The sequence below is a fragment of the Caulobacter sp. BK020 genome (genome assembly GCF_004342605.1).
In the GTDB taxonomy this organism is placed as follows: Bacteria; Pseudomonadota; Alphaproteobacteria; order Caulobacterales; family Caulobacteraceae; genus Caulobacter.
The window spans coordinates 1-17,668 of sequence record NZ_SLZL01000019.1; the positions used below are offsets into that span (position 1 = coordinate 1).

Annotated in this window: 11 protein-coding genes; 2 read left to right on the forward strand and 9 right to left on the reverse strand. The window is 67.4% G+C overall.

The features are described from left to right. From EV278_RS19345 to rpsL, 4 genes are all read right to left on the reverse strand, one after another. The coding region (locus EV278_RS19345) for a GTP-binding protein (protein ID WP_132095103.1) at positions 1–95 on the reverse strand (95 nt) is incomplete at its 3' end. A gap of 60 nt (positions 96–155) precedes the next feature. Continuing rightward, entirely contained in the window at positions 156–2,234 is a 2,079-nt protein-coding gene (gene fusA / locus EV278_RS19350) for an elongation factor G (RefSeq protein ID WP_132095105.1), read from the reverse strand. A 114-nt stretch (positions 2,235–2,348) separates the two neighbouring features. Beyond that, positions 2,349–2,822, reverse strand: coding sequence for a 30S ribosomal protein S7 (gene rpsG, locus EV278_RS19355; RefSeq protein WP_047403744.1), 474 nt, complete (start codon positions 2,820–2,822; stop codon positions 2,349–2,351). A gap of 12 nt (positions 2,823–2,834) precedes the next feature. Beyond that, entirely contained in the window at positions 2,835–3,206 is a 372-nt protein-coding gene (rpsL, locus tag EV278_RS19360) for a 30S ribosomal protein S12 (protein WP_007661566.1), read from the reverse strand. A 413-nt stretch (positions 3,207–3,619) separates the two neighbouring features. On the opposite strand from rpsL, the gene EV278_RS19365 reads away from it, so the two are divergent. Further along, positions 3,620–4,402, forward strand: a complete 783-nt coding sequence (locus EV278_RS19365) for a hypothetical protein (RefSeq protein ID WP_132095107.1) — start codon at positions 3,620–3,622, stop codon at positions 4,400–4,402. On the opposite strand, the gene EV278_RS19370 is transcribed toward EV278_RS19365, so the two are convergent. The 3 genes from EV278_RS19370 to EV278_RS19380 form a co-directional block, all read right to left on the reverse strand. Continuing rightward, positions 4,329–6,170: a methyl-accepting chemotaxis protein gene (locus EV278_RS19370; RefSeq protein ID WP_132095109.1), complete on the reverse strand. Its 1,842-nt coding sequence runs from the start codon at positions 6,168–6,170 to the stop codon at positions 4,329–4,331. The two genes, EV278_RS19365 and EV278_RS19370, sit on opposite strands and share 74 nt — an antisense overlap. Positions 6,171–6,296: 126 nt before the next feature. Continuing rightward, positions 6,297–7,226 carry a pyridoxamine 5'-phosphate oxidase family protein gene (locus EV278_RS19375; RefSeq protein WP_132095110.1) on the reverse strand — a complete coding sequence of 310 codons (930 nt, stop codon included), beginning with the start codon at positions 7,224–7,226 and terminating at the stop codon, positions 6,297–6,299. A gap of 1 nt (position 7,227) precedes the next feature. Continuing rightward, positions 7,228–7,842, reverse strand: a complete 615-nt coding sequence (locus EV278_RS19380; RefSeq protein WP_132095112.1) for a glutathione S-transferase — start codon at positions 7,840–7,842, stop codon at positions 7,228–7,230. Positions 7,843–7,933: 91 nt separating this feature from the next. Between EV278_RS19380 and EV278_RS19385 the strand changes: the two genes are divergently transcribed. Continuing rightward, on the forward strand, positions 7,934–8,833 hold the full coding sequence (locus tag EV278_RS19385) for a LysR family transcriptional regulator (RefSeq protein ID WP_132095114.1): 900 nt from the start codon (positions 7,934–7,936) through the stop codon (positions 8,831–8,833). 137 nt (positions 8,834–8,970) lie between these two features. Here the strand turns inward: EV278_RS19385 and rpoC are convergent, their stop codons facing one another. Both rpoC and rpoB read right to left on the reverse strand, forming a co-directional pair. After that, positions 8,971–13,155, reverse strand: coding sequence for a DNA-directed RNA polymerase subunit beta' (gene rpoC, locus EV278_RS19390; RefSeq protein WP_132095116.1), 4,185 nt, complete (start codon positions 13,153–13,155; stop codon positions 8,971–8,973). A gap of 99 nt (positions 13,156–13,254) precedes the next feature. Beyond that, a complete protein-coding gene (rpoB, locus tag EV278_RS19395) occupies positions 13,255–17,337 on the reverse strand; it encodes a DNA-directed RNA polymerase subunit beta (protein WP_132095118.1) in 4,083 nt (1,360 codons plus the stop codon). Positions 17,338–17,668: the final 331 nt, after the last annotated feature.

Genomic DNA, 17,668 nt, shown 5'->3' on the forward strand with positions numbered 1-17,668 from the left:
ATCGCCGCCGTCAACGTCGTCTTGCCGTGGTCAACGTGACCGATCGTGCCGATGTTGCAGTGCGGCTTAGTGCGTTCGAACTTTTCCTTGGCCATTTTTCTCTAGCTCCGGGACCCCAGAGGGGCCTCAAATTAATGGGAATTTCTGGGGTTAGCTTAGGCGTACTTCTTGATCACTTCGTCGGCGACGTGTTGCGGCACCGGCTCGTAGTGGTCGTACTGCATGGTGAACTGGGCGCGGCCCTGGGACATGCCGCGCAGGGTGTTCACGTAGCCGAACATGTTGGCCAGCGGCACGAAGGCGTTCACCACCGTGGCGTTGCCGCGCATGTCCTGGCCCTGGATCATGCCACGACGACCGTTTAGGTCGCCGATGACCGAACCCAGATACTCTTCCGGGGTCACGACCTCGACGGCCATGATCGGCTCGAGCAGCTTGGGGGCGCCCTTCTCGCGCAGTTCCTTGAAGGCGGCGCGGGCCGCGATTTCGAACGCCAGCACGCTGGAGTCGACGTCGTGGTACTTGCCGTCGGTCAGGGTCGCCTTGAAGTCGATCAGCGGGAAGCCGGCCAGCAGGCCGTTGTCCTTGACGGACTCCAGGCCCTTCTGGACGCCGGGGATGTATTCCTTCGGCACCGCGCCGCCGACGATGGCGCTTTCGAACACGAAGCCCGAACCCGGCTCACCCGGTTCGAAGGTGATCATGACGCGGGCGAACTGGCCCGTACCGCCGGTCTGCTTCTTGTGGGTGTAGTCGATCTCGGCGCGCTTGCCGAGGGACTCGCGATAGGCCACCTGCGGCGCGCCGATGTTGGCCTCGACCTTATAGGTGCGCTTGAGGATGTCGATCTTGATGTCCAGGTGCAGTTCGCCCATGCCCTTCAGGATCGTCTGGCCGCTTTCGAAGTCGGTCGAGACGGTGAAGGACGGATCCTCGGCGGCCAGCTTGGCCAGGGCCACGCCCAGCTTTTCCTGGTCGGCCTTGGACTTGGGCTCGACGGCGATCTCGATGACCGGGGCCGGGAACTCCATGCGCTCCAGGATCACCGGCGACTTCAGCGGATCGCACAGGGTGTCGCCGGTGCGGGTTTCCTTGAGGCCGGCCAGGGCGACGATGTCGCCGGCATAGGCTTCCTTGATGTCTTCGCGGTTGTTGGAGTGCATCAGCAGCATGCGGCCGACCCGCTCGCGCTTGTCGCGCGTCGAGTTCAGCAGGCTCATGCCGGTTTCCAGCTTGCCCGAATAGATGCGGCAGAAGGTCAGCGAACCGACGAAGGGGTCGTCCATGATCTTGAACGCCAGGACCGACAGGGGCTCGTCGTCCGAGGCCTTGCGCTCGACTTCGGCTTCGGTCTTGAAGTCGATGCCCTTGGTCGGCGGGATGTCGATCGGCGACGGCAGGTAGTCGACGACGGCGTCGAGCAGGGGCTGGACGCCCTTGTTCTTGAAGGCCGAGCCGCAGAGGATCGGATAGAAGGCGCCGGTCAGCACGGCCTTGCGGATGCACTTCTTGATGGTTTCCTCGGTCGGCTCTTCGCCGCCCAGATAGGCTTCCATCGCGTCGTCATCCAGCTCGACGGCGTTCTCGACCAGGTAGGCGCGCGCGGCGACGGCCTTGTCCATCAGGTCGGCGGGGATCTCTTCGTCGCGATAGGACGCGCCCAGGCCGTCGTTGTCCCAGATCACGGCCTTCATGCGGACCAGGTCGACCAGGCCGCTCAGCGAGGATTCCGAGCCGATCGGGAATTGGATCGGAACGGCCTTGGCGCCCAGGCGGTCGCGGATCGACTCGACCGACTTGTCGAAGTCGGCGCCGATCTTGTCCATCTTGTTGACGAACACGATCCGCGGAACCTTGTACTTGTCGGCCTGGCGCCAGACGGTTTCGGTCTGCGGCTCGACACCGGCGTTGCCGTCCAACACCGTCACGGCGCCGTCGAGGACGCGGAGCGAGCGCTCGACCTCGATCGTGAAGTCGACGTGTCCGGGGGTGTCGATGATGTTGAGGCGCTTTTCTTTCCAGAAAGCGGTCGTCGCGGCCGACGTGATGGTGATGCCGCGCTCTTGCTCCTGGTCCATCCAGTCCATGGTGGCGGCGCCGTCGTGGACTTCGCCGATCTTGTGCGACTTACCCGTGTAGTACAGGATCCGCTCGGTCGTCGTCGTCTTTCCGGCGTCGATGTGCGCCATGATGCCGAAGTTACGGTAGTCTTCGATTTTATGCTGGCGGGCCATGGATCTAGCTCTGCGTGACAGCCCGACCCCAAGCTGGGGCAGGGACATTTAAACGTGCGGCGCGGGCGGTTTATCTCAAACCGCCCGCGCCTGAAAGAGTGCTGGTAAGAAAGCTTACCAGCGGTAGTGCGAGAACGCCCGGTTGGCTTCGGCCATCTTGTGGGTGTCTTCGCGCTTCTTCACCGCGGTGCCGCGGTTGTTGGAGGCGTCGAGCAGCTCACCGGCCAGCTTTTCGGTCATGGTGTTTTCGCCACGCTTGCGGGCGGCGGTCACCAGCCAGCGGATGGCCAGGGCGCGACGACGGTCCGGACGGACTTCCACCGGCACCTGATAGGTGGCGCCGCCGACGCGGCGCGACCGGACTTCGATCGCCGGGGCGACGTTGTCCAGGGCGGAGTGGAAGGTCTCAAGCGGACCTTGGTCCTTGCGCTTGGATTCCAGGATGTCGAAAGCACCGTAGATGATGTTTTCGGCGACGGCTTTTTTGCCTTCATACATCACGTAGTTCATGAACTTCGTGACGATCAGATCTCCGAACTTGGGATCCGGCAGGACTTGGCGTTTCTCGGCGCGACGGCGGCGGGACATACTTCTTCTTCCTTACTTCGGACGCTTGGCGCCGTAGAGCGAACGACGCTGCTTACGATCCTTGACACCTTGGGTGTCGAGGACGCCGCGCAGGATGTGATAGCGGACGCCGGGCAAGTCCTTGACGCGGCCGCCGCGGATGAGCACCACCGAGTGCTCCTGCAGGTTGTGGCCTTCGCCCGGGATGTAGCAAACGGCTTCGATGCCGGTGGTCAGACGGACCTTGGCGACCTTACGCAGAGCCGAGTTCGGCTTCTTCGGGGTCGTCGTGTAGACGCGCGTGCAGACGCCGCGACGTTGGGGGCAGCCCTTCAGGGCGGGCACCTTGTTCCGGACCGGCTTAGGCTGGCGCGGTTTGCGGATGAGCTGGTTGACGGTAGGCATTAAGTCTCTGCTCTGATGGAAGCGTGTGCCTTTCGGCCGAGGCGCTTCAGGGTCCTTGTCGTTTTTATTCCGGCTTGTCTCGGCCTCGGATGAGGACCTGATAAACACGAAACTCGCCGGGACGCGGAGAGCGTTCCGGCGGGCTGGTCCGTCGGGTAAGGGACGGGCGCTCATCAGGACGGACAGGGTCCGCCTCGAAAAGAGCGCGGAAACTACTCGCGAACGCCTCCGACGTCAATGCCGAGTCAAATCGCGGGTTTGCGTCGGTTAATGACCTGCTAACGGCCCCGCTTTCTCGCCCCCCGAACCCTACTGGCGCAGGCGGTTGGTCATCCCATCTAACGTTCAGCCGCCATGGTTTCGCCACTCGCGGTGGCAAGCCTCGCCGCTCCCTGTTCCTGTCGAGCTTGTTCTTGCCCTCATCGACGGCGCGCAAAACCCGGTTGAGAAACGGCGCCGTCCTCTGCGGGTCGCTGGTGCTGCACGCCGTGATCCTGGCCGTCCTGGGCTGGCCCGTGGCGGCGCGCTTCCAGGATCGGTCGGACGACGAGGACGCCATCAGCGTCACCCTGGACCGCGAGCGCCTCCCCCGCCGGCCGACGCCGGAGATCGCGGCCAGCCCCGATCGCGCCGCGGCGGCCTCGCCGGTCCAGCCGCGCGCGCCGCGCCGGGTCGCGCCGTCCTGGATCCAGCCGCTGGGCGTCGCCCCCGTTCCTGGTCCGCCCGCGCCGGCCAACCGCGCCACGGGCCTGCATCCCGCGCCCCTGCCCGAAGGCCCGCGCGGCGATCTGCGCACCGCCCTGCGCGGCAGCAGCGCCGGCTGCGCCAACGCCGAGGCCGTCGGCCTCAACCGGCGTGAGCAGGAGCATTGCGACGAGGCGTTCGGGGCCAGGGCCCGCAACGCGCCGGTCTATGACGCGCCGATGGACGCGGCCAAGCGGCGGGGCTTCGACGCCCAGGCGATCCGGCAGCAGGCCGACCGCGCCTATCGCGACGCCCCCATGGGCGTGGGGGTGGATCACCGCAATCGTGACGATCCGGGCAAGGGCAAGGACATCCCCTGGGTGCTGGGCGCCGAGCAGGACGGGCTGGGCCGGTCGCTGTCGGCCGATCAGCGGGCCGTCAAGCGGCTGGACGATGCGCGGAAGGCCGACGAGCGTCGGAAGAAGGCCGAGCGCCAGAACGACCAGCGCTAGCCGCCCCCACCCTGAAATGGCTGATCAGGCCGGCCAGGCCCTCGACTTCGCGCACCAGGGTCAGGCTGTCGGCGGCCGAGCGGTTGACCATGGCGGCGTTCTTCTGGGTGGCCTGGTCCATGTGGCTGACGGCGGTGTTGACCTCCGACAGGCCCGAGGCCTGCTCGGCGGCCGAGGCGGCGATCTGGCCGATGACGCCGTCGATGGCGCCGACCTGGCCGGCGATCTTCTGCAGGGCCTCGCCGGTGCGGCCGACCAGCACGACGCCGGCCTCGACCTGGCGGGCCGAGTCGGCGATGTGGATCTTGATCTCCTTGGCGGCGTCGGCCGAGCGCTGGGCCAGGGCCCGGACTTCCTGGGCGACGACGGCGAAGCCGCGGCCGGCGTCGCCAGCGCGGGCGGCTTCCACGCCGGCGTTCAGGGCCAGCAGATTGGTCTGGAACGCAATCTCGTCGATCACCCCGATGATCTGGGCCACCTGGTGCGAGGAGGCCTCGATGCCGCCGATCGCCTGGATGGTCTCGTCGACGACGGCGCGCGAGCGGCCGGCCTCGGCCTGGGCCTGGCTGACGGCTTCGCGGGCCCCGCGGGCCCCGTCGGCGGCCACGCGGACGGCGTTGGTGATCTCGGTCAGGGCCGCGGCGGCTTCTTCCAGGCTGGCGGCCTGCTGCTCGCTGCGGGCCGACAGGTCGCCGGCCGCCCCGGCGATGCCGTTGGCCCCCGCCGTCAGGCCGCCCACGGCGGAAATCACCGCGCCCATCGCCTGCTCCAGGCGCTCGACGGCCTGGTTGAAGTCGGCGCGGAGGCGCTCGTAGTCGGGGGCGAAGGCCTCGGTCAGGCGGACGGTCAGGTCGCCGGCCGACAGCCGGTCCAGGCCGTGGGCCAGGCGCGACACGACCAGGGCCTGTTGCTCGGCCTGCTGGCTGTCGCGATCGGCCGACAGGCGGCGCTCAGCCTCGGCGGCCTGGCGATGCGCCTCGGCCTGGGCCTCGATGCGGCCCTTCTCGCGGGCCTCGTCGCGGAAGGCGTGGACCGCGTCGGCCATCAGGCCGATGTCGTCGCGCCGACCGGCGAACGGCAGGGCCACCGACAGGTCGCCGCCCATCACCCGCTTCATAGCGTCGCGCAGGTCGCGCAGCGGCGACAGCTGGCGGCGGACCACGATCACGGAAGCGGCGACGCCCAGTCCGGCCAGCACGGCGCCGGCCACGGCCAGCCAGATCAGCTGGCGATAGACGGGCTGGAAGTAGTCGGCCTTGGCCACGCCGACATAGAGGATGCCGATCACCTGGCCGGAGGCGTCCTTGATCGGGTCGTAGGCGGCGAAATAGGGCTTGCCCAGCACCTTGGCCTCGCCGCGATAGGACTCGCCCCGGCCCAGCACCGCGTCATAGACGGGCCCCTTGGCCAGGGTGGTGCCCGGGCCGCGGCTGCCGTCCGGCTTCTGGACGTTGGTGGCGACGCGGGTGTCGCCGAGGAAGATGGTCATGGTGCCGCCGACTAGGTCCTTGACGTGGTCGACCGTGGCGATGTCGCCGTTCAGCACCTTGCCACCCACCGTCAGCTTGTCGCCGTCGCGCGCGAAGACCGCGCCGTGGCCGCCGACCGCGTCCCAAGCCACGCGCATGCTGGCCTCCTGCTGGGCGACCGCCTGCGACTTGGCGAAGTCCAGCGAGTTCTTGCCGACCATGGCCAGCAGGGCCAGCAACAGGGTCATGAAGGCCGCGACAACGGTCAGGGTGACCTTGGTGGAGATGTCCGAACGCATGGGGCGCCAATGTCTGGGAGAAACCTGATGCCTGTTTGCACCGCAACGTCTCAAGCAAGGCTTAACCTTGCGAGCGATTGATCCCCCAGGCGAAACCGCGACCTTGCGCCGCACCCGGTAACCGGCTCAGGCCGCAGCCGCCGACGCGTTCCACGCCGCCGTGGCCAGCGTCACCGGCGAATAGTCGCCGAACGTCCAGCGCAACGGCAGGGCGGCGGGGCGGCGCCAGGCGCGCTCGACCGTGAGCCGCCACTGGCGCTGGACGCCTTCGGGCCAGCCGCCGGCCGGCGCCTCCCAGTCGATCTCGGCCCTGCCCTGCAGGTGCAGCAGGTCGCCGGTGGCGAAATCGACGAACAGCAGGGCCGCGCGCGGGTCGAGCACCAGGTTGCCCAGGGTGTTGAAGAACCGGTTGCCCCGGAAATCCGGCACGGTCAGCACCTCGCCGTCGACCTTCACGAACCCCGGCAGGCCGCCGCGATGCGAGATGTCGACGCCGCCATTGGCGTTGTCGCCCCCAGCATGGCTGGCCACGAACATCGTGTCGGCGCGGGCGATCTGGGCCGCGGCCTGCGGCGTCGGGAAGGCGATCGCCTCAGCCGGCCGGGTCGCGGCCGGCCCGGCCTGCACCGCGCGGGTCTGGATGTATTGCGGACAGTTGCCGAAGCTCTGCAGCACCTGCAGCGTCAGGCCGCCCTCGCCCGCCGCCGTGATCCGGCCGTTGGCGCGGTTGCGGCGGCGGGTGGCGAAGTCCAGGCCCAGGGCGCCGAACGGCCGACCCGCGGCGAACAGCTCGGCGCCGGGTTCCCCCGCCCGCGGCAAGGCCGCGATGGTCAGGGTGGTGGGGTTCGGACTCTGGACGAAGCCCGGCTGGCCGGTCAGCACCGTGGCCACGGGCCAGCCGTCGTCGCCAACGGTGGCGATGAACAGGTAGGGCAGCAGGGCGAAGAAGTCGCGGTGCTGGTCGGGCATGAACGGCCGGATGCCCCCCGCCCAGGGCGTCCCGACGCCCGCCAGGGCCTGGGCGACCAGTTCGCCGGCATGGAAAGGGCCCTCCATCTCAGGCCGCCGCGAAGTCGGGCATGGGCTTGAACCACGGCTGGGCCTCGACCCGCGCCAGCCAGGCGCGCACGGCCGGATAGGGCTCAAGGTCGACGCCGCCGTCCGGGGCGTGGGCGACGTAGGAATAGCAGGCCAGGTCGGCGATCGTGACGTGGTCGGCGGCCAGGAATGCGCGGTCCGCCAGGTGGCCGTCCATGAAGGCCAGGACACGGGCGGCGATGCGGGCGGCGCGGACGGGATCGTCGGGGAAGTCGAACAGGGCGATCATCCGGGCGATGGCCGGCCCGTGCATCACCTCGCCGGCGGCGATCGACAGCCAGCGCTGGACGCGGGCGGCGGCGACGGGCTCCTGCGGCAGCCACCCGCTGTCGGCCGCATAACGGCGGGCCAGATAGACCAGGATGGCGTTGCTGTCGGCCAGGACCAGGTCGCCATCCCGCAGCACCGGGATCTGGCCCAGCGGGTTGAGGGCCAGGAAGGCGGGCGAGGCGCGGACGTCCTTGGGCGCGAGGACGAAGCGGTAGGCCAGGCCCAGGGCGTTCATCATCAGGCCGACCCGGTGGGTGTGGCCCGACAGCGGCGTGCCGTGCAGGACGATGGCGGTGTCGGACATGACGCTCTCCCTTGGTGCGGGACGCATATTCGCCATTGCCTTAGGCGAAATGAATTGGGCAAATTCGCAAGACATAATTGCGAATGACGGAATGGACAGGCTCGACGAACTGGCCCTGCTGGTGGCGGTGATGGACAGCGGGTCGCTGGCCGCCGCCGGGCGCAGGCTACGGCGCTCGCCCGCCGCCATGACCCGGACCCTGGCGGCGCTGGAGGAGCGGATCGGCGCGCGGCTGATCGAGCGCACCACCCGCCGCCTGGCCCCGACCGAGGCCGGGCGCGACCTGGCCGAGCGGGCCCGGCGGCTGCTGGCCGACTACGACGCCGCCCTCCAGTCCCCCGCCGCCGACGCGGTGCGCGGCACGCTGCGGATCACCGGCCCGACCGTGTTCGGCGGCCGCCACCTGACCCCGATCGTGGCCGACTTCCTGGCCGAGCACCCGGGCGTTCAGGCTGATCTGACCCTGCACGACCGTAACCTGGACCTGATCGAGGGCGAGCTGCACGTGGCGTTGCGGATCGGGCCGCTGGCCGATTCCAGCCTGGTGGTCCGCAAGCTGGGCCAGGTGCGGCGCCTGGTGGTGGCCGCGCCCGACTACCTGGCGCGGCGTGGGACGCCGCTGGAGCCCGCCGATCTGGCCGACCACGAGACGATTCTGACCACCGTGGTCTCGGCCTCGCCGGAGTGGCGGTTCGAACACCGGGGCAAGGCGCGGGCCGTGCGGCTGCAGCCCCGGCTGCGGGTCAACAATGTCGAGGCGGCCCTGGCGGCGATGATCGCGGGGCGCGGCGTGGGTCGCGCCCTGTCCTACCAGGTGGCGCAGGATCTGGCGGCCGGGCGGCTGGTGCGCCTGCTCCCCGACTTCGAGCCCCCGCCCCTGCCCGTGCAGCTGGTCACGGTGGGCGGCCGGTTCATGCCGCCGCTGGCGCGGGCGTTCCTGGACTTCGCGGGACCGCGACTGGAGCGGCTGGCGGTGTTGGGAGAGGACTGAGCACGACGGAGGGGACACACACTCGCTGAACGCACCAGAAAGGCCGGCAAAGGCTCCGTCGCGAGTGTGCGTCCCAGGTCAAAACAAAACGGCCCGGGATCGCTCCCGGGCCGTTCCGTTTCGGTCTCGAAGGAAGCTTACGCCTCTTCGGCGATGACCGCGGGCAGCGGCTCCATCGACTCTTCGCGCTGCTGGGCCAGCTGCTCGTCGCGCTTGGCGGCGATGCGTTGCAGGCTGCGCAGGTAGGAACCCGTGCCGGCGGGGATCAGGCGACCCACGATGACGTTTTCCTTCAGGCCTTCCAGGGTGTCGGTCTTGCCGTGCACCGAGGCTTCGGTCAGGACGCGGGTCGTTTCCTGGAACGACGCGGCCGAGATGAAGCTCTTGGTCTGCAGCGAGGCCTTGGTGATGCCGAGCAGCACCGGCTGGGTGGTGGCCGGACGGCCGCCGCGGGCGATGGCCTTGTCCTGTTCGTGGAAGAACTCCGGCTTGTCCAGATGGTCGCCCTTGATCAGGCCCGTGTCGCCCGGCTCGACGATCTCGACCTTCTGCAGCATCTGACGAACGATCGTCTCGATGTGCTTGTCGTTGATCGGCACGCCTTGCAGTCGATAGACTTCCTGGATCTCATCGACCAGGAAGTTGGCCAGGGCCTCGACGCCCAGGATGCGCAGGATGTCGTGCGGATCCGGGTTGCCGTCGATGATGTACTCGCCGCGCGTGATGTAGTCGCCATCATGCACCGCGATGTGCTTGCCCTTCGGGATCAGGAACTCGACCGCTTCGGGCTGGTTGCCGTCGGCGTCGATGTCCGGCGTGATCTTGATCCGGCGCTTGTTCTTGTAATCCTTGCCGAATTCGACACGGCCATCCATTTCCGCGATGACCGCGCAGTCCTTCGGACGGCGGGCTTCGAACAGTTCGGCGACGCGCGGCAGACCCCCGGTGATGTCGCGGGTCTTGGCGCCTTCGGTCGGGATCCGCGCGATGACCTCGCCCGGCTTGACCTCGTCGCCGTCGGCCACCGACAGAATGGCGCCCACCGACAGGAGGTAGCGAGCCTCGCCGCCGTTGGAGAGGCGCTTGTACGAGCCGTCTTCCGACAGCACGCCCATGGCCGGACGCAGGTCCGAGGCGCGGGCCGAGGTCCGCCAGTCGGCGATCACGCGCTGCGCGATGCCGGTGGCTTCGTCGGTCTCCTCGCGGACGGAGAAGCCATCCACCAGGTCCTCGGCGCGGATCTTGCCGCCCACCTCGGTGATGATCGGGGTGGTGTAGGGGTCCCAGTCGGCCAGGCGCTGGCCGCGCTTGACCTTGTCGCCGTCCTTGACCTTCAGGCGCGCCCCGTACGGCGGCTTGTAGTTCTCGCGTTCCTTGCCGTCGACCAGCACGCTCACCGAGGTGTTGCGGCTCATCACGACCAGGGCGCCGTCCGCCGCCTCGACGGTGGCGCCGGTGACCCGGACCACGCCGTCGTTGCTGGCTTCGAAGAACGACTGCTCGGCCACCTGGGCGGTGCCGCCGATGTGGAAGGTCCGCATCGTCAGCTGGGTGCCGGGCTCGCCGATCGACTGGGCGGCGATGACGCCGACCGCTTCACCGATGTTCACCGGCGTGCCGCGGGCCAGATCGCGGCCGTAGCAGGCGCCGCAGACGCCGATCTTGGCCTCGCAGGTCAGGACCGAGCGCACCTTCACCGACTGCACCGCAGCCGCTTCGATGGCGTCGGCCATGTTCTCGGTCAGATAGGTGTCGGCCGGGATGATGATCTCGCCGGTCGCCGGATCCTTGATGTCCTCGGCCGAGAAACGGCCCAGGACGCGCGTGCCCAGCGAGACCAGCACGTCGCCGCCTTCGACCACGGCCCGCAGGGTGATGCCCTTGGTGGTGCCGCAGTCTTCCTCGACGATGATGCAGTCCTGCGCGACGTCGACCAGACGACGGGTCAGGTAGCCGGAGTTGGCGGTCTTCAGCGCGGTGTCCGCCAGGCCCTTGCGGGCGCCGTGGGTCGAGTTGAAGTACTCCTGAACGGTCAGGCCTTCCTTGAAGTTCGAGACGATCGGGGTCTCGATGATCTCGCCGGAGGGCTTGGCCATCAGGCCGCGCATGCCGCCCAGCTGCTTCATCTGAGCCTGCGAACCGCGGGCGCCGGAGTGGGCCATCATGTAGATGGCGTTGATTTCCTTCTCGCGGCCGTTCTCGTCCTTATGCTTCATCTGAAGCTCGGCCATCATCTCGTCGGCGACGCGGTCGGTGGCCTTGGCCCAGGCGTCGACGACCTTGTTGTACTTCTCGCCCTTGGTGATCAGGCCGTCGGCGTACTGTTGCTCGTACTCCTCGGCCAGGGTGCGGGTCTCGGCGACGATCGCCTCCTTCCGCTTCGGGATGATGATGTCGTCCTTGCCGAAGGAGATGCCGGCCTTGGCCGCTTCCTTGAAGCCCAGGCCCATGATCTGGTCGGCGAAGATCACCGTCGCCTTCTGGCCGCAGTGGCGATAGACGACGTCGATCAGGTTGCCGATTTCCTTCTTGGTCAGCGCCTTCTCGATCAGTCGGTGACCGATCGCGGTGTGCTGCGGCAGAAGGGCGGCGATCTTCATCCGGCCCGGGGTGGTGTCGATCACCCGGCGACGGATGACGCCGTCGGCGTCCATTTCCGTGAAGCGCGACTTGATCTTGGCGTGCAGGCTGACGACGCCGGCGTCCATGGCGGCTTCGATCTCGCCCAGGTCGGCGAAGATCTTGCCTTCACCCGGCTCGCCGTCGCGGGCCACCGACAGGTAGTACAGGCCCAGGACGATGTCCTGCGACGGCACGATGATCGGGCGACCGTTGGCGGGCGACAGGATGTTGTTGGTCGACATCATCAGGACGCGCGCTTCCAGCTGGGCCTCGAGGCTCAGCGGGACGTGCACGGCCATCTGGTCGCCGTCGAAGTCGGCGTTGAATGCGGCGCAGACCAGCGGGTGCAGCTGGATGGCCTTGCCCTCGATCAGCTTCGGCTCGAACGCCTGGATGCCCAGACGGTGCAGCGTCGGGGCGCGGTTCAGCATCACCGGGTGCTCGCGGATCACCTCTTCGAGGATGTCCCACACCTGGGGCTGCTCGCGCTCGACCATGCGCTTGGACTGCTTGACGGTGCCCGACAGGCCCTTGGCGTCCAGCCGCGCATAGATGAACGGCTTGAACAGCTCCAGCGCCATCTTCTTGGGCAGGCCGCACTCGTGCAGCTTCAGGTCGGGACCCACGACGATGACCGAACGGCCCGAATAGTCGACGCGCTTGCCCAGCAGGTTCTGGCGGAAGCGGCCTTGCTTGCCCTTCAGCATGTCGGCCAGCGACTTCAGCGGCCGCTTGTTGGCGCCCGTGATCACGCGGCCGCGGCGGCCGTTGTCGAACAGGGCGTCGACCGACTCCTGCAGCATCCGCTTTTCGTTGCGGATGATGATGTCGGGGGCGCGCAGCTCGATCAGGCGCTTCAAGCGATTGTTACGGTTGATGACCCGGCGATACAGGTCGTTCAGGTCCGAGGTCGCGAAGCGGCCGCCGTCCAGCGGCACCAGCGGGCGCAGTTCCGGCGGGATCACCGGCACGACGGTCAGCACCATCCACTCCGGACGGTTGCCCGACTCCTGGAAGGCTTCCAGGATCTTCAGGCGCTTGGAGAACTTCTTCTGCTTCATGTCCGACGGGTTGCCCGCCAGCTCTTCGCGCAGCTTCTCGGCTTCCTTCTCCAGGTCGATCGCCTTGAGCAGGTTCTGGACGGCCTCGGCGCCGATCTCGGCGGTGAAGCTGTCGTCGCCGTATTCGTCCTGGGCGCGCATGAAGTCGTCCTCGCTGAGCAGCTGGTGCTGCTTCAGCGGGGTCAGGCCCGGCTCGGTGACGATGTAGTACTCGAAGTACAGGACCCGCTCGATGTCCTTCAGCGGCATGTCCAGCATCATGGCGATGCGCGAGGGCAGCGACTTCAGGAACCAGATGTGGGCGACCGGCGAGGCCAGTTCGATATGGCCCATGCGCTCGCGACGGACGCGGGCCAGGGTGACTTCGACCCCGCACTTCTCGCAGATGATGCCCTTGTACTTCATGCGCTTGTACTTGCCGCACAGGCATTCGTAGTCCTTGGTCGGGCCAAAGATACGGGCGCAGAACAGGCCGTCACGCTCGGGCTTGAACGTGCGGTAGTTGATGGTCTCGGGCTTCTTGATCTCGCCGAACGACCACGAGCGGATCTTTTCCGGCGAGGCCAGCGAGATGCGGATCTGGTCGAAGGTCGGAGCGGCCTGGACCGGATTGAAGATGTTCAGGACTTCCTGGTTCATCTTGGTTCCTTCTGCGGGGCTTACCCGCGAAAATTCAAAGTGGAGCGTGGCTGAGCGAAGGCCCCTCCCCCGCCGTCAGGCGGGAGAGGGAGATCCGGATCAGCTGTTCTCCAGCTCGACGTTCAGGCCGAGCGAGCGCATTTCCTTGACCAGCACGTTGAAGCTTTCGGGGATGCCGGCTTCGAACGTGTCGTCGCCGCGGACGATCGACTCGTAGACCTTGGTCCGGCCGGCCACGTCGTCGGACTTCACCGTCAGCATTTCCTGCAGGGTGTAGGCCGCGCCGTAGGCTTCCAGAGCCCACACTTCCATTTCCCCGAAGCGCTGACCGCCGAACTGGGCCTTGCCGCCCAGCGGCTGCTGGGTGACCAGCGAGTACGGACCGATCGAACGGGCGTGGATCTTGTCGTCGACCAGGTGGTGCAGCTTCAGCATGTAGATGTAGCCGACCGTGACCGGGCGCTTGAACTGGTCGCCGGTCTGGCCGTCGAACAGGATTGACTGGCCCGACGGGTTCACGCCAGCCATTTCGAGGTGGTCCTCGATATCGCTGATGCGGGCGCCGTCGAACACCGGGGTGGCGATCGGAACGCCCTTGCCGAGGTTGCGGGCCAGTTCGACCAGCTCTTCCTCGGACTCCGGCAGTTCCTCGTCCGGGCCGTAGATCTCGCCCAGGCGCTGGACCAGGGCTTCCTTCTGGCCGCCGTGCTGCCAGTCTTCCAGCAGGTTGGTGATCTGCTTGCCGAGGTTGGCGCAGGCCCAGCCCAGGTGGGTTTCGAAGATCTGGCCGACGTTCATGCGCGAAGGCACGCCCAGCGGGTTCAGAACCACGTCCACGTGCGTCCCGTCGGCGAGGAACGGCATGTCCTCGATCGGCAGGATGCGCGAGATGACGCCCTTGTTGCCGTGACGGCCGGCCATCTTGTCGCCCGGCTGAAGCTTGCGCTTCACGGCCACGAAGACCTTGACCATCTTCATCACGCCCGGGGGCAGTTCGTCGCCGCGCTGCAGCTTGTCGACCTTGTCCTCGAAGCGGCGGTCCAGGCGCTTGCGGTTCTCGTCGAACAGGCGGCGCAGGGCCTCCAGTTCGCCCATCGCCTTCTCGTCCTCAAGGGCGATCTGCCACCACAGACCCGGCTGGACTTCAGCCAGGCCCTCGGCGGTGATCGGACCGCGCGACAGGCCCTTGGGACCCGACAGGGCGACGTTGCCGATCAGCAGCTCGCGCAGGCGGCCCGAGATGTTGCGGTTCAGGATCGCGAACTCGTCGTCGCGGTCCTTGCCCAGGCGGTCGATCTCGGCGCGCTCGATGGCCAGGGCGCGTTCGTCCTTGTCGACGCCGTGACGGTTGAACACGCGCACATCGACGATCGTGCCGGCGACGCCCGGGGGCAGGCGCAGGCTGGTGTCGCGGACGTCCGAGGCCTTTTCGCCGAAGATGGCGCGCAGCAGCTTTTCTTCCGGCGTCATCGGGCTTTCGCCCTTCGGCGTGACCTTGCCGACCAGGATGTCGCCCGGCTGGACCTCGGCGCCGATCGCCACGATGCCCGCTTCGTCGAGGTTGCGCAGGGCTTCCTCGCCGACGTTGGGGATGTCGCGGGTGATCTCTTCCGGACCCAGCTTGGTGTCGCGGGCCATGACTTCGAATTCCTCGATGTGGATCGAGGTGAAGACGTCGTCGCGGACGATGCGCTCGGAGATCAGGATCGAGTCTTCGAAGTTGTAGCCGTTCCAGGGCATGAACGCGACCAGCGCGTTGCGGCCCAGGGCCAGTTCGCCCAGCTCGGTCGACGGGCCGTCGGCGATGATGTCGCCGGCGCTGATCTTGTCGCCCACCTTCACCAGCGGGCGCTGGTTGATGCAGGTCGACTGGTTCGAGCGCTGGAACTTGCTCAGACGGTAGATGTCGACGCCCGAACGGGCGCTGTCGGTCTCTTCCGTGGCGCGGACGACGATACGGGTGCCGTCGATCTGCTCCACGACGCCGGTGCGCTTGGCGATGACCACGGCGCCCGAGTCACGGGCGACCACGGCTTCCATGCCGGTGCCGACCAGCGGAGCGTCGGACTGCACCAGCGGCACGGCCTGACGCTGCATGTTCGAGCCCATCAGGGCGCGGTTGGCGTCGTCGTTTTCCAGGAACGGGATCAGGGCCGCGGCCACCGAAACCACCTGGCGCGGCGACACGTCCATCAGGTCGACCTGTTCCTTCTGGAGCAGGGTCGGCTCGCCGTTGATCCGGCCGGGGACCAGGTCGTCATGGATCTCGCCGCCTTCGACCTTGATGTTCGACTGGGCGATGACGTGCTTGGATTCCTCCATGGCCGACATGTAGACGACCTCGTCGAGCGGCTTGCCGTCGGCGACGCGACGGTAGGGGCTCTCGATGAAGCCGTACTTGTTGACCCGCGCGTGGGTGGCCAGCGAGTTGATCAGGCCGATGTTCGGGCCTTCCGGCGTTTCGATCGGGCAGATCCGGCCGTAGTGGGTGGGGTGAACGTCGCGGACTTCGAAGCCGGCGCGCTCGCGGGTCAGACCGCCCGGGCCAAGGGCCGACAGGCGGCGCTTGTGGGTGATCTCCGACAGCGGGTTGGTCTGGTCCATGAACTGCGACAGCTGCGAGCTGCCGAAGAATTCGCGCACCGAGGCCGCGGCCGGCTTGGCGTTGATCAGGTCGTGCGGCATCACGGTGTCGATGTCGACCGACGACATGCGTTCTTTGATGGCGCGTTCCATGCGCAGCAGGCCGACACGGTACTGGTTTTCCAGCAGTTCGCCGACCGACCGCACCCGGCGGTTGCCGAGGTTGTCGATGTCGTCGATTTCGCCGCGACCGTCGCGCAGGCCGACCAGCAGCTTGAGCACCGCCAGCACGTCTTCCTTGCGCAGCACGCGCATCTCGTCCGAAGCGTCCAGCTCCAGGCGCATGTTCATCTTCACGCGGCCCACGGCCGACAGGTCGTAGCGCTCGGCGTCGAAGAACAGCGACTTGAACATCGCCTCGGCGGCTTCGACGGTCGGCGGCTCGCCCGGACGCATCACGCGGTAGATGTCGAACAGCGCGTCCTCGCGGACGGCGTTCTTGTCCACGCGCAAGGTGTTGCGCATGTAGGCGCCGACCGTGACGTGGTCGATGTCCAGCACGTCGATGGTGCTGAAGCCTTGGTCGGCCAGGGCCTGGATCGAGGTGACGTCCAGCTCGTCGCCGGCCTCGGCGTAGATCTCGCCGTTCTCGAAGTTGACCGCGTCGCGGGCCAAGTAGCGGCCGGTCAGGGCCTCCGGCGCCAGCAGCAGGGTCTTCAGGCCGTTGTCGGCCAGCTTCTTGGCCTGGCGGGCGGTGATCTTGGTCCCGGCCGGCGCCACTTCCTCGCCGGTGTCGGCGTCGATCAGGGCGAATTCCGGCTTCACGCCGCGCCAGCGCTCGGGCTTGTACGGGGTGGCCCAGCCTTCGGCGCCGGCCGCGGTGCGCTTCTCGAACGGCACGACGTCGTAGAAGGTGGTCAGGATCTCTTCGCCGTCCATGCCCAGGGCATAGAGGAAGGTGGTGGCCGGCAGCTTGCGGCGGCGGTCGATGCGGACATAGACCACGTCCTTGGCGTCGAACTCGAAGTCCAGCCACGAGCCGCGGTAGGGGATCACGCGCGCGGCGAACAGCAGCTTGCCCGAGGCGTGGGTCTTGCCCTTGTCGTGGTCGAAGAACACGCCGGGCGAACGGTGCATCTGCGAGACGATGACCCGCTCGGTGCCGTTGACGATGAAGGTGCCCTTATCGGTCATGAGCGGGATGTCGCCCATGTAGACGTCCTGCTCCTTGATGTCCTTGACGGACCGGGCGCCGGTTTCCTCTTCCGTTTCGAACACGATCAGGCGCAGCTTGACCTTCAGCGGCGCCGCGAAGGTCATGTCGCGCTGGATGCACTCTTCAACGTCGTACTTGGGCTCTTCGAATTCGTACGAGACGTATTCGAGCACCGCGCGCTCGTTGAAGTCCTTGATCGGGAACACCGACTTGAACACCGCCTCGATGCCTTCGTCGCGGCGCTGTCCCGGACGGACCTCGCGCTGAAGGAACTGCTCGTAGGAGGAGCGCTGAACCTCGATGAGGTTCGGCATCTGCACAGCTTCGGGGATGCGGCCGAAAGACTTCCGGATCCGCTTCTTGCCGGTGAAGGATTGCGCCATGTTTTTTCCCTGGGCGCGGACGGACTCCGCGCGTGAATTCGAATGACCTAGCGTCCACCCTCGCCGCTCTCCCTCAGGGAGAACTGCGGACGCTGGAATTCCCCTGTCAGGACAACCGGGACCGGAAGCCTGACGGGCGCCCCTTCGCGCTGGTCGGAGGGCGGCTGACCGCGCCTCGGGGCGTAACATGTGGACACGCGCGTGCGCGTTCCACCGAATGTCTTCGTGAACGGGCGGATATAGGACAACCCGCCGGGGTTGGAAAGGGGGTTTATCCACAAAAGAATGCGGACGCCGGAGGAACCGCCGCGCTCAAATAATATCCACTCAT

What these genes read in the sequence shown, in the direction of transcription:
- EV278_RS19370 (WP_132095109.1), bottom strand. Translation starts at nt 6,170, where the DNA reads ATGCGTTCGGACATCTCCACCAAGGTCACCCTGACCGTTGTCGCGGCC.
- rpoC (WP_132095116.1), bottom strand. Translation starts at nt 13,155, where the DNA reads ATGAACCAGGAAGTCCTGAACATCTTCAATCCGGTCCAGGCCGCTCCG.
- EV278_RS19375 (WP_132095110.1), bottom strand. Translation starts at nt 7,226, where the DNA reads ATGGAGGGCCCTTTCCATGCCGGCGAACTGGTCGCCCAGGCCCTGGCG.
- rpoB (WP_132095118.1), bottom strand. Translation starts at nt 17,337, where the DNA reads ATGGCGCAATCCTTCACCGGCAAGAAGCGGATCCGGAAGTCTTTCGGC.
- EV278_RS19385 (WP_132095114.1), top strand. Translation starts at nt 7,934, where the DNA reads ATGGACAGGCTCGACGAACTGGCCCTGCTGGTGGCGGTGATGGACAGC.
- rpsL (WP_007661566.1), bottom strand. Translation starts at nt 3,206, where the DNA reads ATGCCTACCGTCAACCAGCTCATCCGCAAACCGCGCCAGCCTAAGCCG.
- fusA (WP_132095105.1), bottom strand. Translation starts at nt 2,234, where the DNA reads ATGGCCCGCCAGCATAAAATCGAAGACTACCGTAACTTCGGCATCATG.
- EV278_RS19380 (WP_132095112.1), bottom strand. Translation starts at nt 7,842, where the DNA reads ATGTCCGACACCGCCATCGTCCTGCACGGCACGCCGCTGTCGGGCCAC.
- rpsG (WP_047403744.1), bottom strand. Translation starts at nt 2,822, where the DNA reads ATGTCCCGCCGCCGTCGCGCCGAGAAACGCCAAGTCCTGCCGGATCCC.